Annotated in this window: 16 protein-coding genes; 7 read left to right on the top strand and 9 right to left on the bottom strand. The window is 65.6% G+C overall.

Annotated features, from left to right (window positions below; translation table 11 throughout):
• Positions 1 to 93: 93 nt before the first annotated feature.
• Complete coding sequence (locus AC1VV3_RS05370) at positions 94 to 2,052, top strand: potassium transporter Kup (protein ID WP_132263582.1); 1,959 nt, start codon at positions 94 to 96, stop codon at positions 2,050 to 2,052.
• A gap of 111 nt (positions 2,053 to 2,163) precedes the next feature.
• Positions 2,164 to 3,009 (top strand): hypothetical protein, encoded by an 846-nt coding sequence (locus tag AC1VV3_RS05365; RefSeq protein ID WP_482962026.1) that lies wholly within the window; start codon positions 2,164 to 2,166, stop codon positions 3,007 to 3,009.
• A 41-nt stretch (positions 3,010 to 3,050) separates the two neighbouring features.
• Here AC1VV3_RS05365 and AC1VV3_RS05360 read toward each other — a convergent pair whose 3' ends face one another.
• From AC1VV3_RS05360 to AC1VV3_RS05335, 6 genes are all read right to left on the bottom strand, one after another.
• Positions 3,051 to 3,704: an inner membrane-spanning protein YciB gene (locus tag AC1VV3_RS05360; RefSeq protein WP_132263578.1), complete on the bottom strand. Its 654-nt coding sequence runs from the start codon at positions 3,702 to 3,704 to the stop codon at positions 3,051 to 3,053.
• Positions 3,704 to 4,645, bottom strand: a complete 942-nt coding sequence (gene ftsY, locus AC1VV3_RS05355; RefSeq protein WP_132263576.1) for a signal recognition particle-docking protein FtsY — start codon at positions 4,643 to 4,645, stop codon at positions 3,704 to 3,706. Before ftsY ends, AC1VV3_RS05360 begins: the two co-directional genes overlap by 1 nt.
• Positions 4,642 to 5,859, bottom strand: a complete 1,218-nt coding sequence (locus tag AC1VV3_RS05350; protein WP_132263574.1) for a MiaB/RimO family radical SAM methylthiotransferase — start codon at positions 5,857 to 5,859, stop codon at positions 4,642 to 4,644. Before AC1VV3_RS05350 ends, ftsY begins: the two co-directional genes overlap by 4 nt.
• Positions 5,856 to 6,674, bottom strand: coding sequence for a diaminopimelate epimerase (gene dapF / locus AC1VV3_RS05345; RefSeq protein WP_132263572.1), 819 nt, complete (start codon positions 6,672 to 6,674; stop codon positions 5,856 to 5,858). Before dapF ends, AC1VV3_RS05350 begins: the two co-directional genes overlap by 4 nt.
• A gap of 59 nt (positions 6,675 to 6,733) precedes the next feature.
• Positions 6,734 to 8,413 (bottom strand): putative bifunctional diguanylate cyclase/phosphodiesterase, encoded by a 1,680-nt coding sequence (locus tag AC1VV3_RS05340; protein ID WP_431566758.1) that lies wholly within the window; start codon positions 8,411 to 8,413, stop codon positions 6,734 to 6,736.
• Positions 8,414 to 8,615: 202 nt separating this feature from the next.
• Positions 8,616 to 9,551 carry an isopenicillin N synthase family dioxygenase gene (locus AC1VV3_RS05335; RefSeq protein ID WP_431566742.1) on the bottom strand — a complete coding sequence of 312 codons (936 nt, stop codon included), beginning with the start codon at positions 9,549 to 9,551 and terminating at the stop codon, positions 8,616 to 8,618.
• Positions 9,552 to 9,706: 155 nt separating this feature from the next.
• Between AC1VV3_RS05335 and AC1VV3_RS05330 the strand changes: the two genes are divergently transcribed.
• The 3 genes from AC1VV3_RS05330 to AC1VV3_RS05320 all read left to right on the top strand — a co-directional run bounded on the left by AC1VV3_RS05330 (position 9,707) and on the right by AC1VV3_RS05320 (position 10,875).
• Positions 9,707 to 10,120 (top strand): EVE domain-containing protein, encoded by a 414-nt coding sequence (locus tag AC1VV3_RS05330; protein WP_132263568.1) that lies wholly within the window; start codon positions 9,707 to 9,709, stop codon positions 10,118 to 10,120.
• Between the two features lie 130 nt (positions 10,121 to 10,250).
• Positions 10,251 to 10,433: a CsbD family protein gene (locus AC1VV3_RS05325; RefSeq protein WP_132263566.1), complete on the top strand. Its 183-nt coding sequence runs from the start codon at positions 10,251 to 10,253 to the stop codon at positions 10,431 to 10,433.
• Between the two features lie 223 nt (positions 10,434 to 10,656).
• The gene (locus AC1VV3_RS05320; RefSeq protein WP_465128125.1) at positions 10,657 to 10,875 is read left to right on the top strand and encodes a hypothetical protein; all 219 of its coding nucleotides are present in this window, start codon (positions 10,657 to 10,659) and stop codon (positions 10,873 to 10,875) included.
• A 27-nt stretch (positions 10,876 to 10,902) separates the two neighbouring features.
• Here the strand turns inward: AC1VV3_RS05320 and AC1VV3_RS05315 are convergent, their stop codons facing one another.
• Entirely contained in the window at positions 10,903 to 12,216 is a 1,314-nt protein-coding gene (locus tag AC1VV3_RS05315) for an MFS transporter (RefSeq protein WP_132263562.1), read from the bottom strand.
• Between the two features lie 255 nt (positions 12,217 to 12,471).
• On the opposite strand from AC1VV3_RS05315, the gene pgsA reads away from it, so the two are divergent.
• Together pgsA and AC1VV3_RS05305 are read left to right on the top strand one after the other, a co-directional pair.
• Positions 12,472 to 13,065, top strand: a complete 594-nt coding sequence (gene pgsA / locus AC1VV3_RS05310; RefSeq protein WP_132263560.1) for a CDP-diacylglycerol--glycerol-3-phosphate 3-phosphatidyltransferase — start codon at positions 12,472 to 12,474, stop codon at positions 13,063 to 13,065.
• A 252-nt stretch (positions 13,066 to 13,317) separates the two neighbouring features.
• Positions 13,318 to 14,448, top strand: coding sequence for an MFS transporter (locus AC1VV3_RS05305; RefSeq protein ID WP_431566759.1), 1,131 nt, complete (start codon positions 13,318 to 13,320; stop codon positions 14,446 to 14,448).
• Positions 14,449 to 14,484: 36 nt separating this feature from the next.
• Here AC1VV3_RS05305 and AC1VV3_RS05300 read toward each other — a convergent pair whose 3' ends face one another.
• Together AC1VV3_RS05300 and rnd are read right to left on the bottom strand one after the other, a co-directional pair.
• On the bottom strand, positions 14,485 to 15,381 hold the full coding sequence (locus AC1VV3_RS05300; protein WP_132263558.1) for a hydrogen peroxide-inducible genes activator: 897 nt from the start codon (positions 15,379 to 15,381) through the stop codon (positions 14,485 to 14,487).
• A 126-nt stretch (positions 15,382 to 15,507) separates the two neighbouring features.
• Entirely contained in the window at positions 15,508 to 16,731 is a 1,224-nt protein-coding gene (gene rnd, locus AC1VV3_RS05295) for a ribonuclease D (protein ID WP_134095414.1), read from the bottom strand.
• Between the last annotated feature and the right edge of the window lie 71 nt (positions 16,732 to 16,802).

The following is a 16,802-nucleotide window of genomic DNA, read 5'->3' as shown; positions in this document are numbered from 1 at the left end:
CGGTCGTTGCTAGGCTCCGATCATGCTGCTAACGGCGGGCGCTTGTTGCGGGGGTGAAATGCCGACGCGGCAAAGCCATTACGGGGCGCTGGAATGAGTGATGCAAGTTCGGACACGGCTGTCGTTCCGACGGTGATCGATCCGGCGACGGGGCATAAAGCCCCCGCCGCGGGTGGACATGGTTCCGGCAACATAACCAAGCTCGCGCTCGGTGCCGTGGGCGTTGTCTTCGGCGACATCGGCACCAGCCCGCTTTACGCCTTCCGGGAAACCTTCGTCGGCCCGCACCCGCTGGCGATCGACGAACTGCACGTTCTCGGCGTGGTCAGCCTGATCTTCTGGTCGATGACGCTGGTCGTGTCGGTCCAGTACGTGGGCATCCTGATGCGGGCGGACAACAAGGGGCAGGGCGGCAGCCTGGCCCTCGTGGCGCTGATCTCGGGTGCGATCCGCAAGTCGCGCTACGGTTCGCTGGTGGTCCTGCTGGGCGTCTTCGCGACCTCGCTTTTCTACGGCGACTCGATGATTACTCCCGCCGTTTCGGTGTTGTCCGCGGTCGAGGGCCTCACTGTCGTCGAATCGCGACTGGCGCCGCTGGTGCTGCCGATCGCGCTGGTGCTGCTGATCGCACTGTTCGTGATCCAGAAGAGCGGAACCGCCAAAGTCGGCGCGCTCTTCGCGCCGGTGATGATCGTCTATTTCGCCGTGCTCGCCATTCTCGGCATCTACCATCTCGTCCAGATGCCGTCAGTGCTGGTGGCACTGAACCCGTGGTACGCCATCCAGTTCTTCATGACCGACAAGGTCCTGGGCTTCCTGGCGCTGGGCTCGGTCGTGCTGGCCGTGACCGGCGCGGAAGCGCTCTATTCCGACATGGGCCATTTCGGCCGCGGCCCGCTGCGCCTGTCGTGGTTCGGGGTGGTCATGCCCTGCCTGCTGATCAACTACTTCGGCCAGGCGGCGATGATCCTCGGGCTAGACGATTCGGCCGCGGCAGAGGCGATGAAGAACCCGTTCTTCAACCTCGCACCCGAAAACCTGCGCCTGCCGTTGGTGATCCTGGCCACTTGCGCCACCTTCATCGCCAGCCAGGCGGTGATTTCGGGCGCCTTCTCGATCACTCACCAGGCGATGCAACTCGGCTTCATCCCGCGTCTCTCCACTCGCCACACCAGTGAGCACGAGGTGGGCCAGATCTACATTCCCTTCGTCAACTGGGCGTTGATGACCGGCGTGATCGTGCTGGTCCTGGTGTTCCAGAACTCGTCGAACCTCGCCTCGGCCTATGGCATCGCGGTGACCGGCGCGATGCTGATCGACACCTGCCTCATGGCGGTGCTGCTGATCGTGCTCTGGCGCTGGAAGCTGTGGATGGCGATCCCGGTGATCGTCACCTTCTTCGTCGTCGACGGCGCCTATTTCGCGGCGAACGCCACCAAGGTGCCGGACGGCGGCTGGTTCCCCCTGCTGATCGGCGGCATCGCCTTCACCCTGCTGACGACCTGGAACAAGGGCCGCCGTCTCATGCGCGTTCGCATGACCGAGGCCGCCCTGCCGCTCAACGTCTTCGCCAAGAGCGCGCATGGCTCGGCGGCGCGGGTGCCGGGCACGGCGATCTTCATGGCTTCGAGCAATGCCGGGGTGCCTTCGGCCCTGCTGCACAACATCAAGCACAACAAGGTGCTGCACGAGCGCGTAGTGGTGCTGACGGTCGAAGTTCAGGACGTGCCTTATGTCGAGCCGGCCGAACGCTATTCGGTGACCGACCTGGGGCAGGGCTTCTATCGCATGACGCTGCGTTACGGCTTCATGGAAGAGACCGACATCCCGGCCGCGCTCGCGCATTCCGAGATGTGCGGCGGCCCGTTCGAGATGATGAAGACCAGCTTCTTCCTCTCGCGCCAGACCCTGGTTCCCTCGGCCAAGCCCGGCATGGCGATCTGGCGCGAAAAGCTGTTCGCCTGGATGATGCGCAATGCGGCCAGCGCGATGGAGTTCTTCCGTTTGCCCACCAACCGCGTGGTCGAACTGGGCAGCCAGCTGGAAATCTGAGCCATGCGGGCAGGGGCGGCATCCTTGCCGCCCTGTTGACGGTATTTGTCATCAGTTTCAAACACAAGGGTCTGATAGGACGCAACTTTACTTCTCCAATAAGGGGGTGAGATGCGTTCCTGTTACCTCTCGGCCGGTGCGGCCCTGATCCTTCCGGCGCTGGCGCTGTCCTCGGGCGCGAAAGCGGCGACTTGCGACGAGACGTTCGCCAAGGCCGGTTCCATTCTCAGCGGCATGCGCTTCACGGCCACGGTGACCGTTCCCGACCTGACACCGGCCAGCGCCATCGGCCAGATGCGGGGAATCGTCGCGGCCAAGGGCTACGACGTGATCGTCGCCGAGCCGGATGATGGATCCATGCTGATCGAGCAGCCGCAGACCGGCAAGGCGCGCGCCTTCCCGATCACGATCACTGCCACCAATGCCGGCGGGCAGGGCACCGTGCAGATGGAAGCGAAGCTGCGCGGAGGGCAGACGGTGCCGGCAGAGGCGGCCAAGACCGAGATGTGCGAGATGCTCGGCGGCCTCAAGGGCGGCAAGGCCGGTCTGGCGGCGGCCAGCAGCGGCATGAAGGCGGTCAGCATCGCGCCGCCGCTCGAAATGGATGCGCTCTCGCTGTCGCAGCAGATCTCGAAGGACACAGAGCGCAATGCCGCGGCCATTCCGCTGCGCTATGAAAACAAGAGCTTCATCATCAAGGGCATGGTGGGCGAGATCGCCAAGGATCGGGGCGACTATATCGTCACCTACAAGATCCCCCAGCCTTACGAGCAGGCCATCCGCCTGCCGGGCCAGGCGGCGTTCAAGACCGATATCGCCTGTGTCATGGCCAAAGGGCAGGCCGCGTTCACCCTGCAGCTCAAGCCGGGCAAGACCATTCGCATGAGCGGGGTCTACGACAATTTCAGCCCCACCGACCACATCCTCCTGTTGAAGGACTGTCGCTCGGTCGGCTGACGAGGCGGGCGGCGGCCGTGCCGCTGCCCCCCCCGCTTCGCTCAGTCGTGCGGCGGGTTCTCGATCACTTCTTCCTTCGCAGCCTCGCCCATGCCGTGCTTGAGCACCATGGGCAGCTGCGAGAACGTGAAGACGAACGACAGCACGGTGAAGCCCCAGAGCTTGGCCTGGAGCCAGGTGTCGAAGCTGACGGTGAAGACCAGCGCGGTGTTGAGAACGGCCAGGAGCAGGAAGAACCAGGCCCAGTTGCGCGACAGCTTCATCCAGCCTTCCTCGTTCAATCCCTCGAACGCGGATTGCAGCAGGTATTTCAGCATGGGCTTGCCGCGCATGAGGCCGAAGAACAGCACGCCCGCGAACATCAGGTAGACGGCGGTGGGCTTGATCTGGATCCAGAAGGCATCGTGGAACACCACGGTGAGCGCGCCGAAGCCGACGATCAGCACAGTCGTCAGCCAGAGCATTGGCGAGATGTGGCCGAGGCGCCATTTCGAAATGCCCAGCGCAATCACGGTGGCGACCATGAAGGCCACGGTGCCCTTGATCACGGCGGAAACCGTGCCGATGGTGTCTCCCTCGCCGGTCGGCGAGAAATGGCGATAGGCCAGGAAGAAGACGAGCAGCGGGCCGAAATCGACGACGAGATTGACCCAGGAACTCTTGGGTTTCTCGGCAGGCGTGGTCTGGCTGTTCATCAGGCGATCCCGGCGATGACCCGCGCGAGCAGATCCGGGTTGAAGGGGCGCAAGTCGTCGATCTTCTCGCCGACGCCGATGGCGTGGATGGGCAGGCCGTACTGCTCGGCCGCCGCGACGAGGACGCCGCCGCGGGCCGTGCCGTCCAGCTTGGTCATGATGAGGCCGGAGACGCCCGCCACTTCCTTGAAGATCTCGATCTGCGAAAGCGCATTCTGGCCGTTGGTGGCGTCGAGCACGAGCACCACGTCGTGCGGCGCCTCGGGGTTGAGGCGGCCCAGCACGCGGCGGATCTTGGACAGTTCGTCCATCAGTTCGCGCTTGTTCTGCAGGCGGCCGGCGGTGTCGACGATGAGGGCGTCGATGCCCTGGTCGGTCGCGGCCTTCACCGCATCGAAGACGATGGAGGCCGGGTCGCCGCCCTCGGGGCCCTTGATGAGCGGAACGCCCAGACGGTCGGCCCAGACGCCGAGCTGGCCGATCGCGGCGGCGCGGAACGTGTCGCCCGCCGCCAGCATGACCGAGTAGTCCTGCTCCTGGAACAAGTGCGCCAGCTTGGCGATCGTGGTGGTCTTGCCCGAGCCGTTGACGCCGATCACCAGGATCACCTGCGGGCGGGGGAAGGCCACGACGTCGAGCGGCTTGGCGACCGGGCGCAGAATTTCCGCGATCTCGCGGGCGACCACTTCCATGATCGCGCGTTCGTCCGCGTCCCGCTCGAAGCGTTCCTCGGCCAGGCGGGCGCGGATGCGGGCGGCGGCGCGGGGGCCGAGGTCCGACATGATCAGCGCGTCTTCGAGAGCATCGAGCTGGGCATCGTCCAGCTTCGACTTGCCGACGATGCCGGAAAGGTTCTCGCTCAGGCGTTCCGAGGTCTTGCGGAAGCCGCCGAACAGGCGGTCGGACCAGTCGCGGTCAGCCTGCTGGCCATCGGTACTCATGATTCCAGTATTCCTTCGACTACCCTTGCGGGCGTAACGCGGATCAGCGTGCCGGGCTGCACATGGTCGGGCAGGCGCCCAGGGAGACGTACCGGCGCGAAGTTTTCCGCATGGCCTTTCGCGCCTCTTTCGGCAAGCACGGATAGCGGCTGGCCGATGAGCCCCGTGAGCCAGTTCGCCCTGGTTCCGGCGATCTTCTCGCGCAGTTCGCCTGCGCGGGACCGGATCGTGGCGGCCTCCACTTGCGGCATGCGCGCCGCCGGGGTGCCGGGCCGCTGCGAATAGGGGAAGACGTGGCCGTGGACGACCTGCAGTTCCTCGATGATCGAGAGATTGGCGGCATGGGCTTCCTCGTCCTCGGTCGGGAAGCCGGCGATGAGATCGGCGCCGATGGCGATTTCGGGGCGGCGCGCGCGCAGGCCAGAGACCAGTTCCAGCGCATCGGCGCGGCTGTGGCGGCGCTTCATGCGCTTCAGGATCAGGTCGTGGCCGTGCTGGAGCGAGAGATGGACATGCGGCATGACCCGCGGCTCGCTGGCCAGCAGCGCGAACAGCGTCTCGTCCACTTCGGCGCCGTCGATCGAGGACAGGCGCAGGCGGGGCAGGCCGGGGAAGCGGGCGAGGATCGCTTCGCAGAGCGTGCCGAGGCGCGGCGATCCGGGAAGATCGCCGCCCCAGGAGGTGAGGTCCACGCCGGTCAGCACGATCTCGTTGACGCCGGCGTCGGTGTGGACGGCCAGGTCGTGGAGGACTTCGGCCACGGTGCGTGAGCGGCTGGGCCCGCGGCCTTGCGGGATCACGCAGAAAGTGCAGGCATGGTCGCAGCCGTTCTGGACCTGCACGAAACCGCGCGTATAGGCGCGCCGCGCGGTCAGGCCGGGGGAAGGCGCAATGGGCGCTGGCGGGACGTTCCAGGCGCGCGGATCGAGCTTGGCGGTGTTGGCGACGATGCCGTCGACTTCGGGCATGGCGGCCAGCATCGCGCGTTCCACTTCAGCCGCGCAGCCGGTGACGATCAGGCGCGCGTCCGGGTGGGCCTTGCGGGCGCGGCGGATCGCCTGACGCGTCTGGCGCACGGCTTCCGCCGTCACGGCGCAGGAATTGACGACCACCAGGCCTTCGGGCTGATCCTCGGCCCCGCGCAGCAAGCCGCGCAGCGTTTCGCTCTCGGAAATGTTGAGGCGGCAGCCGAGCGAATGGACTTCGACAGTCAATCTGGGATCCCGTAGTCCGCCGTTTCGAACGAGCCGCGGAACGATTCGGTGGCCGGGCCGGTCATGACGATTTCGTCGTCCGCCCGCCATTCGATGGCCAGCGGGCCGCCGGGAAGGGTGACGGTGACCTTGCGGTCGACCAGGCCGCGCCGCATGGCGCCGATGGCAGTGGCGCAGGCGCCCGTGCCGCAAGCGCGTGTCAGTCCGGCGCCGCGCTCCCAGACGCGCAGGGTGATGGCGTCGCGGGCCGTCACGGCTGCGACGTTCACGTTGATGCGCTCGGGAAACAGCGGATCGTTTTCGATCAGGGGGCCGAGCCGGGCCATGTCGATGCCATAGGGATCGTCGACGAAGAAGATGACGTGCGGATTGCCGACATTGACGGCGATGGGATTGACGAGTTCCTCCCAGGCCACCGGCAGGCTGCGCGTGTCCATCGGATAGCCAAGCGGGATCGCGTTCCAGTCGAAGCGGGGCTTGCCCATCTCGACGCTGATGCCGCTGCCCCTGGGCGTGGTGGAGACGATGCCGCCCAGCGTTTCCACAGTGGCCGGCCGGCCGTGCAGCAGGCCCACCGCGCGGGTGGCATTGCCGCAGGCTTCCACTTCGCTGCCGTCGCCATTGAAGATGCGCATGCGGAAGTCGCCGCGATCGGAAGGCGTGAGGACAATGAGCTGGTCACAGCCGATGCCGGTATGGCGATCGGCGAGCGCGGCGGCGAGCGCAGCGTTCACGACCGGCAGCGCGGCGGTGCGTCCATCGAGCACGACGAAGTCGTTGCCCAGTCCATGCATCTTGGTGAAGTCGATCCGCATGGCGGGCGATTTATGCGTTGCGGGGCGCGAGGTCCAGAAAAAGCCGCGAGGCGCTCGCTTCAGGCCAGACGGGCCTGCGGATCCGGCGCGGCGCCGGCGGCCCGCTGCTCGTCCATGCGTGCGGCTTCGATGCGGCGGCGCAAGGCGGCCAGATCGCTGACGGCTTCGGCATCGGCCACGATCTCCATGCCTTCCAGCCACTCGGCCAGATGCTCGGCGGGACGCGGCTTGCCGTAGAGATAGCCCTGGCCCTTGATGCGATCGTATTGCTGGAGGTGGGACAGGACTTCGCTGGTCTCGATCCCCTCGGCCGTGACGGGCAGGTCGAGACCCTTGCCGAGCAGGGCGATGGCGTGGACGATGGCCATGCTGTCCTTGTTCTCGGCCAGGCCCGATATGAAGCTGCGATCGATCTTGATGCGGTCGAACGGCAGGCTGCGCAGCATTGCCAGCGAATTGAACCCCGTGCCGAAATCGTCGAGGCTTACCTTGATCCCCTGGTTCTTCAGGCTGGCGATCAGCGTGCGGACCTGGGTGAGGTTCTGGTGAAGGCACGATTCGGTGATCTCTATCTCCAGCCGATGGGGCGGGAAACTGGCCTCCACCAAAAGCTTCAGCAGCTTCTGGGCGAACCAGGGGTCGCGCATCTGCAGGGGCGAGATATTGACCGAAAGCGTCAGCCGGGCGTCCCAGCCCCGCGCATCGTCCAGGGCGCGGGCGATGAGCTGTTCGGAGAGTTCGGCAATGGCGCCGATGTCCTCGGCCACGGGAATGAAGATGTCCGGCGCGACGATCCCGAACAGCGGCGAGTTCCAGCGCGCCAGCATCTCGAAGCCGGTCAGCTCGCCGGTCTGGAGATCGATCTGCTGCTCGTAGAAGGGCACGAATTCGCCATTGGCGATGCCCTGGCGAATGCCGAACTCCAGATCGCTGCGGAAGCGCATCTCTTCGGCCATGGCCGTTTCGAACCAGTAGAAGCTGTTCCGGCCCTGGCGCTTGGCGTGATACATGGCGATATCCGCCATCTCGAGCAGGGCCTGGGCATCGGGCCCCGGCACTCGCTCGCCGGAGGGGGCGGAGCGGGGAGCATCCGAACGGGGAATATCCGAACGGGCCAGGCCGATCGAGGCCGTCACGTCGATCGGGGTGGAATTGACCGAGACGCTCTGGCCGATGGCCTCGACCAGCGAGGCGGCGATGCGGTCGATTCGCTCGACCCGGCTCCGGTCGAACTCCACGGCGACCGCGAATTCGTCTCCGCCGATGCGGCTGATCAGGGCGCGGTCCGGCAGGCATCCGGAAATGCGGCGCGCGCATTCCTGGAGCAGGCGGTCGCCGGTGTTGTGGCCATTGTAGTCGTTGACCTGCTTGAAATTGTCGAGGTCGATCATCGCCAGCATCACTGCCCGGTCGCGCAGCGCGGCCTCGCGGATCAGGGCGTCCACCGCGCGGTGGAAGCTGCGGCGATTGAGGAAGCCGGTGAGGGGATCGGTTTCCGCCAGGTGGCGGGCGTGCCGTTCGGCGCGCTTGCGCTGCTGGATTTCCTCGCAGAGCTGGCGATAGCGGCTCCATCCGAAGATGATGATGGCGACGTTGAGGAGGAAGGCGTTGACCAGGAACCGGTCGGGCGCTGGACCTTGTCCGGTCAGCGACTTCACGACCGAAGGACCGATCGCCGCGCCGGTGGCGAGGAACAGCAGGATCGCGGCCGTGACGATACCGAGCGCGACGATGTCCACCGGGCGATCGGCCTCGTTATCCGGGCCTTCGTTCGCCGCTTCGGTCGCCTCGCCAACCAGGGCGTATCGTGTGGCCTCCGTTTCCGTCACTCCAGTTACCCCCTGCTTGAACCCCGGTGAGTTCCTTAGCGCAGTGGACTGAAATATTGGTTAAATCGGAGAAGCAGCGGTGCTCCCGGGATCTTCCGGGAGCACCGATCGATCACATCTTGAGGCCGATTTCGCGCAGGCGCTCCTGCAGGTAATCGTCCGCCGTGATGCTCAGCGGGTAGCGGTCGGGGTTCTCTTGCGTGATGCACTGGTCGAGCGTCTTGAACGGGAAATCGCTGCGCAAGTGCAGGAAGAAGGGCATCGAATAGCGGCTGTGCGCCGCGCGGTCGCCCTCGGGATTGCGCACGCGGTGCGTGGTCGAGGGGAGGACGTGATTGGTCAGGCGCTGGAGCATGTCGCCGATGTTGATGACGACCGCGCCTTCGGGCGGGGCGACCGAAAGCCACTCGCCGTTCTTGCCCTGCAGTTCCAGGCCGGCTTCCTGCGCGCCGAGAAGAAGGGTGATGAGGTTGATGTCCTCATGCGCGCCCGCGCGGATGGCGCCGCCCGCGCCTTGCACCACGGGGGGATAGTGCAGCAGGCGCAGCACCGAGTTGCCGTCCTCGATCGCAGGATCGAACCAGCGGGCGTCGAGACCGAGGTAGACGGCGATCGCCGAGAGGATTTCCGCGCCGGCCTTGTCGAACTGGGCATAGAGTTCGGTGAAGGTCTCCTGGAAGCCTTCGACTTCGCCGGGCCAGATATTGGGCGGCATCGAGGCGGCGAGGGGCGAGCCGGCCGGCAGGTCGCGGCCGATGTGCCAGAACTCCTTGAGGTCCTTTTCGGTGGCACCCTTGGCCACTTCGGTGCGGAACGGCGTATAGCCGCGCGCGCCGCCCTGGCCGGGGATGAAGCGGCTGCGCTTCACGTCGTCGGGCAGGGCGAAGAAAGCGGCGGTCATCTCCCAGGCGCGGTCGATCAGGGCCTGGTCGATGCCGTGGTCGCGGACCATGGCGAAACCGAAAGTGCGGAAGCTCTCGCCGATGCGCTGCGAGAATTCGGCGCGGTCGTCTGCGAGGCTGAGGACGGGAATCTGGGCAAGGTTCATCATGGTCTTCCAACAGGATCGGCGGCCCGTGGTAAGCGGGCGGTGACCGGCGCCTCCAGCGGAAGGCCGAATCACCGAAGTTGTTTCCGTCGATTGAATCGCTATGCCGCCCCCATAGAAGCTTCCGTCCCAAATCGAAAATCGAAAGGCGATTCATGGCAAAGCGCTACTGGCTGATGAAGTCCGAACCGGATGCCTACGGCTGGGACGATCTGGTCGCGGAAGGTGAGGGCACCTGGGACGGCGTGCGCAACCACCGCGCCGCGGGCAACTTGCGCGCCATGGAAGTGGGGGACGAGGCTTTCTTCTATCATTCGAACATCGGCAAGGAGATCGTGGGCATCGTCACGATCAGCCAGTCCGGCCTCACCGATCCGTCCGATCCCGAGGGCAAATGGGCGGCGGTGAAAGTGAAGCCGGTGCGCAAGGTGGCGCGTCCGGTCACGCTCAAGCAGATCAAGGCCGATCCCAGGCTGGCCGACATGGAAATGATCCGGCTGTCGCGCCTTTCGGTGGCGGAAGTGACGCCGGAAGACTGGAAGTACATCCTGACCCTGGCCGGCGGATAAGGCAGGCGAAAAGATTCGTCGCCGCTGCGGAACGCTTCGGCGCAGCGGCCTGCAACTTCCAGCGCCCTGGTCCGGTTTCTTGTTCGTGTAGACGGCGGATTTCTGCCGAAACCGAAAAGGAGTACCGATCATGGGCGAACTGAAGGACACCATCAAGGGTCTGGGCAACGAGATTGCCGGCAACGCCAAGCAGGCCGCGGGCAAGGCTCGCAACGACCCGGCCCAGCAGGCTGAAGGCAAGGCCCAGGAAACCAAGGGCGAGCTTCAGCAGGGCGTTGGCAAGGTCAAGGGCGCCCTCGGCGACCGGATCTGACCACGCGCCGCGGCTCCATGCCAAAGCGTTCGAAAAGGGTCGCCCAAGGGCGGCCCTTTTTCGTTTGGGCCTTGATCGCTGCGATGGCAGAAAACCGAGGAATCTTCGCCTGTTAAAGGTCGTTCATGGCCTGCCTGGCAGCCGTACCGTCCCGGATCGGGATGTCTCTTTCGGGCGAGTGGTCAAAGGTAAACAATGTCCTAAGGTGCGTCCCATGTGGAGCATGTCAAGACGCGCACTCGTCCTCACCCATGAGCGGGCCGGCCATCCCTTCCGGCGCTCTCTGCCTCGTCATGTCTTCCGGGGCATGCGGCCCCCTGCCGTGGAGGCCGCGGAAAATGCCGAGGCCCGGATCGCCTGGGAAATGACCGGCGGAGACTGGCGCAGTTTCCTTTCGGCCTATTGCGTGAGCCTGGCCGTGGTGGTCGCCTTCATCGCCTGAAGGGCCTGGCCCCGATCGGGCTGGAGATCAGGGACGCCTGGCGGCGCGTTCGGCCCGGTACAGCAGGTACCCCAGCCAGGCCGAAGCGACGCAGCACAGCGCCACGACCATAAGCTGGGTGACCACGGGCAGGCCCAGCAGCGACATCAGCCCGGTGGCGATGGCACCGACAACCATGGCGCCCGAATTCACGATATTGTTGGCCGCGATGGTGCGGGCGGTCTGCGACTTGTCGACGAAAGTCGTCAGGAAGGCGTAGAGCGGCACCACGAACATGCCCCCGCTCACGGCGATGCCGAGCAGGGTGAGCAGCAGCGGCACGGCCAGCGGCTGGACCACGAACGTGCCGACGTTCATCAGCACTTCCGGCCCTTCGTGCGGCGGCCAGATCGCGCAGACTTCCTGAAATGCCAGCAGGAACAGGCCCATGCCGATCACCGATAGCGGCGACCAGCGCGCGGAAACGGTACCCTTGAGCAGGGCATTGATCGCTACCGAACCGATGGCGACGCCCACCGAGAAGATCACCAGGAACAGGCTGGCCACTTCCTTGCTGGCATGAAGCATGTTCTTGGCGAGGGGCGGGAACTGGATGAACAGCACGGTGCCGATCGCCCAGAAGAAGCTGATGGAGCAGATCGCCAGGTAGACCCGGCGGTCCTTCATCGTCGTGCGCACAAGGTGGATGGAGGAGCGGATGACGTGGTAGTCGATCGGCTCCGGCTTGCCCTGCGGCGGTGCGGGCGGCACCTGGCGGCCCGCGAAATAGCCCAGGCCGGCGATGATCACCACGGTGATGGCAGCGGTATCCACGCTGATCCAGCCCGCCACGATCGTGCCGGCCAGCACGGCGATATAGGTCCCGGCCTCCACCAGCCCGGTGCCTGAGAGCACTTCGTCATCGCGCAAGTGCTGGGGGAGGATCGCGTACTTGATCGGGCCGAAGAACGTCGAATGGATGCCCATGGCGAACAGCGCCAGCAGCATCAGCGGGATGGCCACCGTGTGCAGCGCTATACCCTGCCAGGCGAGCGCAAGCCCGGTCCCGCCGACCACCATGATGATGATCTCGCAGAACTTGACGATGCGGATGATTCGCGACTTGTCCCGCATGTCGGCCATCTGACCGGCGAGGGCGGAGAGCAGGAAGAAGGGGATCACGAAGATGCCGGAAGCGAGCGCGCTGAACCGGGCCTCGGCGGTTTCCGAATTGTAGACGCCGTAGACGACGAAAAGCACCATCGCGTTCTTGAACAGGTTGTCGTTGAACGCGCCAAGCAACTGGGTGACGAAGAGGGGCAGGAATCGTCTTGCCCGGATGAGTTGGGAGGTCGTGGTCATGTCGGAAAAATTCGGCGGCCTCGCTTCATCGTTGCGGCGACACTTAATGCGGTAGGGCGAGGGCACAACCCCTGTAGGCGCCGACCCGGCCTTTTTTGCCGGGGTGCGGCCGCCTGCGGGCCCTGTGGAAATGCACCGGCAACAAACACCGCCACGCCGATCGAGGCAAGGCCGAGGTGGTCGGGCGGAAATGACGCGGCACCCGATCACAAGCCAATTCTCAAACGCGAGAATCGACGCTATGGGCTAGAGAACATGCTGACCTTGCCGAATATCCTCACGCTCTCGCGGATCGTCACGCTCCCCCTGCTGGGCTTCCTGCTGTGGTGGCCCCGATGGGAATTCGGCTATGGCCTTGCCTTCGGCATCTACTGCCTGATGGGCATAACCGACTATTTCGACGGTTATCTCGCCCGGTCGAGCGGCACGGTGTCGAAACTGGGCGTGTTCCTCGATCCGATCGCGGACAAGATCATGGTCGCCACGGTGATCCTGGTGCTGACGGCGCAGGGGATTCTCACCGGGCCCTACGTCGGCGACATGCATGTGATCGCCGGTCTCATCATCCTGGTGCGTGAGATTGCCGTATCCGGCCTGCGAGAGTTCCTGGGCGGGCTGCAGGTTTCCGTGCCCGTAAGCCGCCTTGCCAAGTGGAAGACCACGTTCCAGCTGGTTTCGCTCGGCGCCCTGATCCTGGGCGCGGCGATGCCATGGTGGAACGTCGACCTGGGTGCGGTGGAGGTCAATATCCCGCATACCGTCGGGCTCACCACGCTCTGGGCCGCGGCCGCGTTGACGCTCATCACCGGCTGGGACTATCTGCGCGTCGGCCTGAAGCACATGGACTGAAGGCCCGCGCCGGCCTCGTTTTCGGCGGCGCTCTATTGCAAAATTGGCTATCGGGCTTGAACTCGTTGCGTTTGGCACAAGCGCGCTGACCCGGCAGGGCGCTCCGGTTCGGGGGGACTCTTCATGAAGGATAATCCCATCTCCGCGTCGCCTCGTTCCAACCCCGCCTCATTTCGCAAGCTGCAGTCCGGTGAGGAACAGGGCGGAGCACCGGGCGGCGGATCTGGCCGCGAGCGCGCGTTCGGCCCCTCCATGGTCTTTGCCCTGGCCGTTTCCGCCGGGCTGACCGTGGCCAATATCTATTATGGCCAGCCCATGCTCGGGTTGATGGAGCGCGATTTTTCCGGCGCTGCGATCACGTACGTCCCCACCGCGACTCAGCTCGGTTACGCGGGTGGATTGCTGCTGCTGGTGCCTCTGGGCGACCTGCTGGAGCGAAAGCGGCTCATCGTGCTGCAGTGCCTGGCGCTCTCGATCGCGCTGGCGCTGGTCGCGCTCGCGCCCACGGGCGGCACGGTGCTGGCGGCCTCGCTGGTCGTCGGCCTGCTTGCCTCGGTGGCGCAGCAGATCGTTCCGCTCGCCGCCAATCTCGCGCCTGAAGACAAGCGTGGTGCCGTGGTCGGCTCGGTCATGGCCGGGTTGCTCTGCGGCATTCTGCTGAGCCGGACCCTGGCCGGCTTCGTCGGCGCGGCTTTCGGCTGGCGCGCGATGTTCTGGCTGGCGGTGCCTCTGGCGCTGCTGACCGCCGGGCTGATGGCCTGGCAGCTTCCACGCAGCCGTCCGCAATCGGGCGGGCTCGGCTACCTGGGGCTGATCGCCTCGCTGCGCGATCTCTGGCGCGAATTTCCCGCGCTGCGCCTGGCGACATTCACCCAGTGCACCCAGTTCGGAGTGTTCAGCGTGTTCTGGACGATCCTGGCGCTGCACTTGCAGGAGCCGCGTTTCGGCCTCGGTTCGGAAGTGGCGGGGCTGTTCGGCGTGCTCGGGGCGGCCGGCGTCCTGGCCGCGCCCGTCGCGGGACGGATCGCCGACCGACGCGGCCCTCATCCGGTGATCGTCGCAGCCAGCGCCCTCACGCTGGTGTCCTGGCTCGTGTTCGGTTTCTGGACCTCGATCATCGGCCTGGTGGTCGGCGTGCTGCTGCTCGACTTCGCGATCCAGGCGAGCCAGATCTCCAACCAGAGCATCATCTATGCCCTGCGCCCCGAGGCGCGCTCGCGGATCAACACCGTCTACATGGCCTCGATGTTCTTCGCCGGCTCGGCCAGTTCCGGCGCGGCGACCGTGGCGTGGCACAATTGGGGCTGGACCGGCGTTGTCGTGCTCGGCACCGGGATCGCGGCGCTGGGGCTGGGCCTTCAGACTTTGCGGCGCAAGGCCTGATTTCCCGGATCGCGCGCCCGGGAGCGGGGGCGCGGCTTATCCGGCGCGCAACTCATCCGCGAGCAAACGGAATTCCTCGGCCCGGGGCGAGTTCTTGCGCCAGACCAGCGCGATCTCCCGGTTGGCGTTGGGGGAGAGCAGCGGGCGGGCCACGACGTTGGTGCCGTTCAGAATGCCGGCATCGATCGCCATTTCCGGCAGCATCGTCAGCCCGAGGCCGTTGTCGACCATCTGCACCAGCGTATGGAGCGAGGTGCCGATCATCGTTGCCGAAGCGCGCAGTTCCGGGCGGTTGCAGGCCGCAAGCGCATGGTCCTTGAGGCAGTGGCCGTCTTCCAGCAGCAGCAGACGGTGCTCATCGATCACCTCGGGGCCGACTTCGGCCGGCGGATTGCGCGGATCGTCGTTGGGGAAGGCGACGAAGAAGGCGTCGAGTTCGATGGTCTCCTTCTCAACCTCGCCGGTGGCATAGGGCAGCGCCAGGAGCACGCAGTCGGCGCGGCCGTGGTGCAGCGATTCGATGGCGGCCTGACTGGGCTCCTCGCGCAGGAACAGCTTGAGGTTCGGGCGCTCGCGGCGCAGGCGCGGGAGCATGCGGGGCAGCAGGAACGGCGCGATCGTGGGGATCACGCTCATGCGCACTTCGCCGGAGAGCGGCTTGCCGCTGGACTGGACGAGGTCGGAGAGTTCTTCGGTCTCGCGCAGGATGCGATGCGCCTTGGCCACCACGGCATTGCCGAGCGGCGTGAAGCGCACCGCGCGCTTGGTGCGCTCCACCAGAGTGACCCCCAGCAGCGCTTCGAGATCGCGCAGGCCGGCGGACAGGGTCGATTGCGAGACGAAGCAGGCATCGGCGGCACGGCCGAAATGCCCGTGTTCGTGCAGGGCGACGAGGTACTGGAGCTGCTTGAGCGTGGGCTGGTATACGGTCACGCGCCGGCTATCGCATGAACGCGGCAGGTTCGCCAAGCGTTTGCTTTTGTTGAACGCGCTTCCGGAAGAAGGCGGAAAGGCGCATCGTCCCGGATCGGGTCCGGGACGATGGACTTCTGCCGTGCCTTATTCTTCCGTTGCGGCGGCGTCCGAAGGCTCATCGGAGGCCTCGTCCGTCGGTTCGTCCTCGACGCGGGTCATCTTGAGCTTGCCGTTCTCGACGGCGAACGCGAGCTTGCCTTCTACGAGGTCCAGCGCATCGCGGCCGAACACGCCGTAGCGCCAGCCTTCGAGAATCGGCAGTTTCTTGCGCACGCCGGCGGCCAGCAGTTCGAGATCCTCGCTGCGGGCCAGCAGGCGGGCGGCAACGTCGATCTCGCGGGCGCGGATCTTGAGCAGCAGCTTGAGCAGGTCAGCGACGAGCGCACCTTCCTTGCCGAGCGGCGCGCCCTTGGGTGTGCGCGGGGGCAATTCGTCATCGGGCAGCGGCTCGGCCTTGGCGATGGTGTTCATCAGGCGCTTGCCGATGTCGTTGTCTTTCCAGCCCTGCGAAAGGCCGCGCACTTTGGCGAGGTCGGACTGCTGCTTGGGCGGGTGGCTGGCGATGTCGGCCAGCGTTTCGTCACGGGCGATACGGCCGCGCGGGATGTTCTTGCCCTGCGCTTCGTGCTCGCGCCACTCGGCAATGGCCTTGAGGCGGCCGAGCATCGTCGGGTTGCGGCCGGCGGCCTTGATCCGCTTCCACGCCTGGGCGGGATCGTTGCGGTAGTGCTCAGGATCGGCGAGCTTTTCCATTTCCTGGTCGAGCCATTCGCCGCGCCCGGTCTTCATCAGGCGCTTGAGGATCTTGGGGAAGATCTTGGAGAGGTGGGTGACATCGCCGATCGCATATTCGATCTGCCGCTCGGTCAGCGGGCGGCGCGACCAGTCGGTGAAGCGGGCGCCCTTGTCGATGGTGAGGCCCATCCACGATTCGACCAGGTTCGAATAGCCGATCTGTTCGGACTGGCTGATCGCCATCATCGCGATCTGCGTATCGAAGATCGGATGGGGCGTGCGGCCGGTGGCGTTGTAGATGATTTCCACGTCCTGCCCGCCGGCGTGGAAGACCTTCAGGACCTCCTCGTTGTCGGTCAGCAGGTCGAGCAGGGGCGTCATGTCGAGCCCAACTGCCATCGGATCGATCGCGGCCGCTTCCTCGGTATTGGCGATCTGCACGAGGCAGAGTTCCGGCCAATAGGTGTTCTCGCGCATGAACTCGGTGTCGACCGCCACGAAATCGGATTTCGCAAGGCGTTCGCACAGCGCGGCGAGGTCTTCGGTCTTCGTTATCAGAGGGTGGATTTTCATTTCGACCGTGGCGGTAACGCGAACAGGGCGGGGGATCAATGTTTCCAGCCCGTCAAATTCTCCGACAAATG

This window comes from Novosphingobium sp. BL-S-34, from assembly GCF_056857015.1.
The sequence above is the reverse complement of the archived record's forward strand: the minus strand, read 5'-3'. Positions and strand labels throughout refer to the sequence as shown.

Coding starts and splice junctions, on each gene's coding strand:
- AC1VV3_RS05325 (WP_132263566.1), top strand. CDS start 10,251: ATGGGCGAACTGAAGGACACCATCAAGGGTCTGGGCAACGAGATTGCC.
- pgsA (WP_132263560.1), top strand. CDS start 12,472: ATGCTGACCTTGCCGAATATCCTCACGCTCTCGCGGATCGTCACGCTC.
- AC1VV3_RS05330 (WP_132263568.1), top strand. CDS start 9,707: ATGGCAAAGCGCTACTGGCTGATGAAGTCCGAACCGGATGCCTACGGC.
- AC1VV3_RS05360 (WP_132263578.1), bottom strand. CDS start 3,704: ATGAACAGCCAGACCACGCCTGCCGAGAAACCCAAGAGTTCCTGGGTC.
- rnd (WP_134095414.1), bottom strand. CDS start 16,731: ATGAAAATCCACCCTCTGATAACGAAGACCGAAGACCTCGCCGCGCTG.
- AC1VV3_RS05315 (WP_132263562.1), bottom strand. CDS start 12,216: ATGACCACGACCTCCCAACTCATCCGGGCAAGACGATTCCTGCCCCTC.
- AC1VV3_RS05305 (WP_431566759.1), top strand. CDS start 13,318: ATGGTCTTTGCCCTGGCCGTTTCCGCCGGGCTGACCGTGGCCAATATC.
- AC1VV3_RS05365 (WP_482962026.1), top strand. CDS start 2,164: ATGCGTTCCTGTTACCTCTCGGCCGGTGCGGCCCTGATCCTTCCGGCG.
- dapF (WP_132263572.1), bottom strand. CDS start 6,674: ATGCGGATCGACTTCACCAAGATGCATGGACTGGGCAACGACTTCGTC.
- ftsY (WP_132263576.1), bottom strand. CDS start 4,645: ATGAGTACCGATGGCCAGCAGGCTGACCGCGACTGGTCCGACCGCCTG.
- AC1VV3_RS05335 (WP_431566742.1), bottom strand. CDS start 9,551: ATGAACCTTGCCCAGATTCCCGTCCTCAGCCTCGCAGACGACCGCGCC.
- AC1VV3_RS05320 (WP_465128125.1), top strand. CDS start 10,657: ATGTCAAGACGCGCACTCGTCCTCACCCATGAGCGGGCCGGCCATCCC.
- AC1VV3_RS05370 (WP_132263582.1), top strand. CDS start 94: ATGAGTGATGCAAGTTCGGACACGGCTGTCGTTCCGACGGTGATCGAT.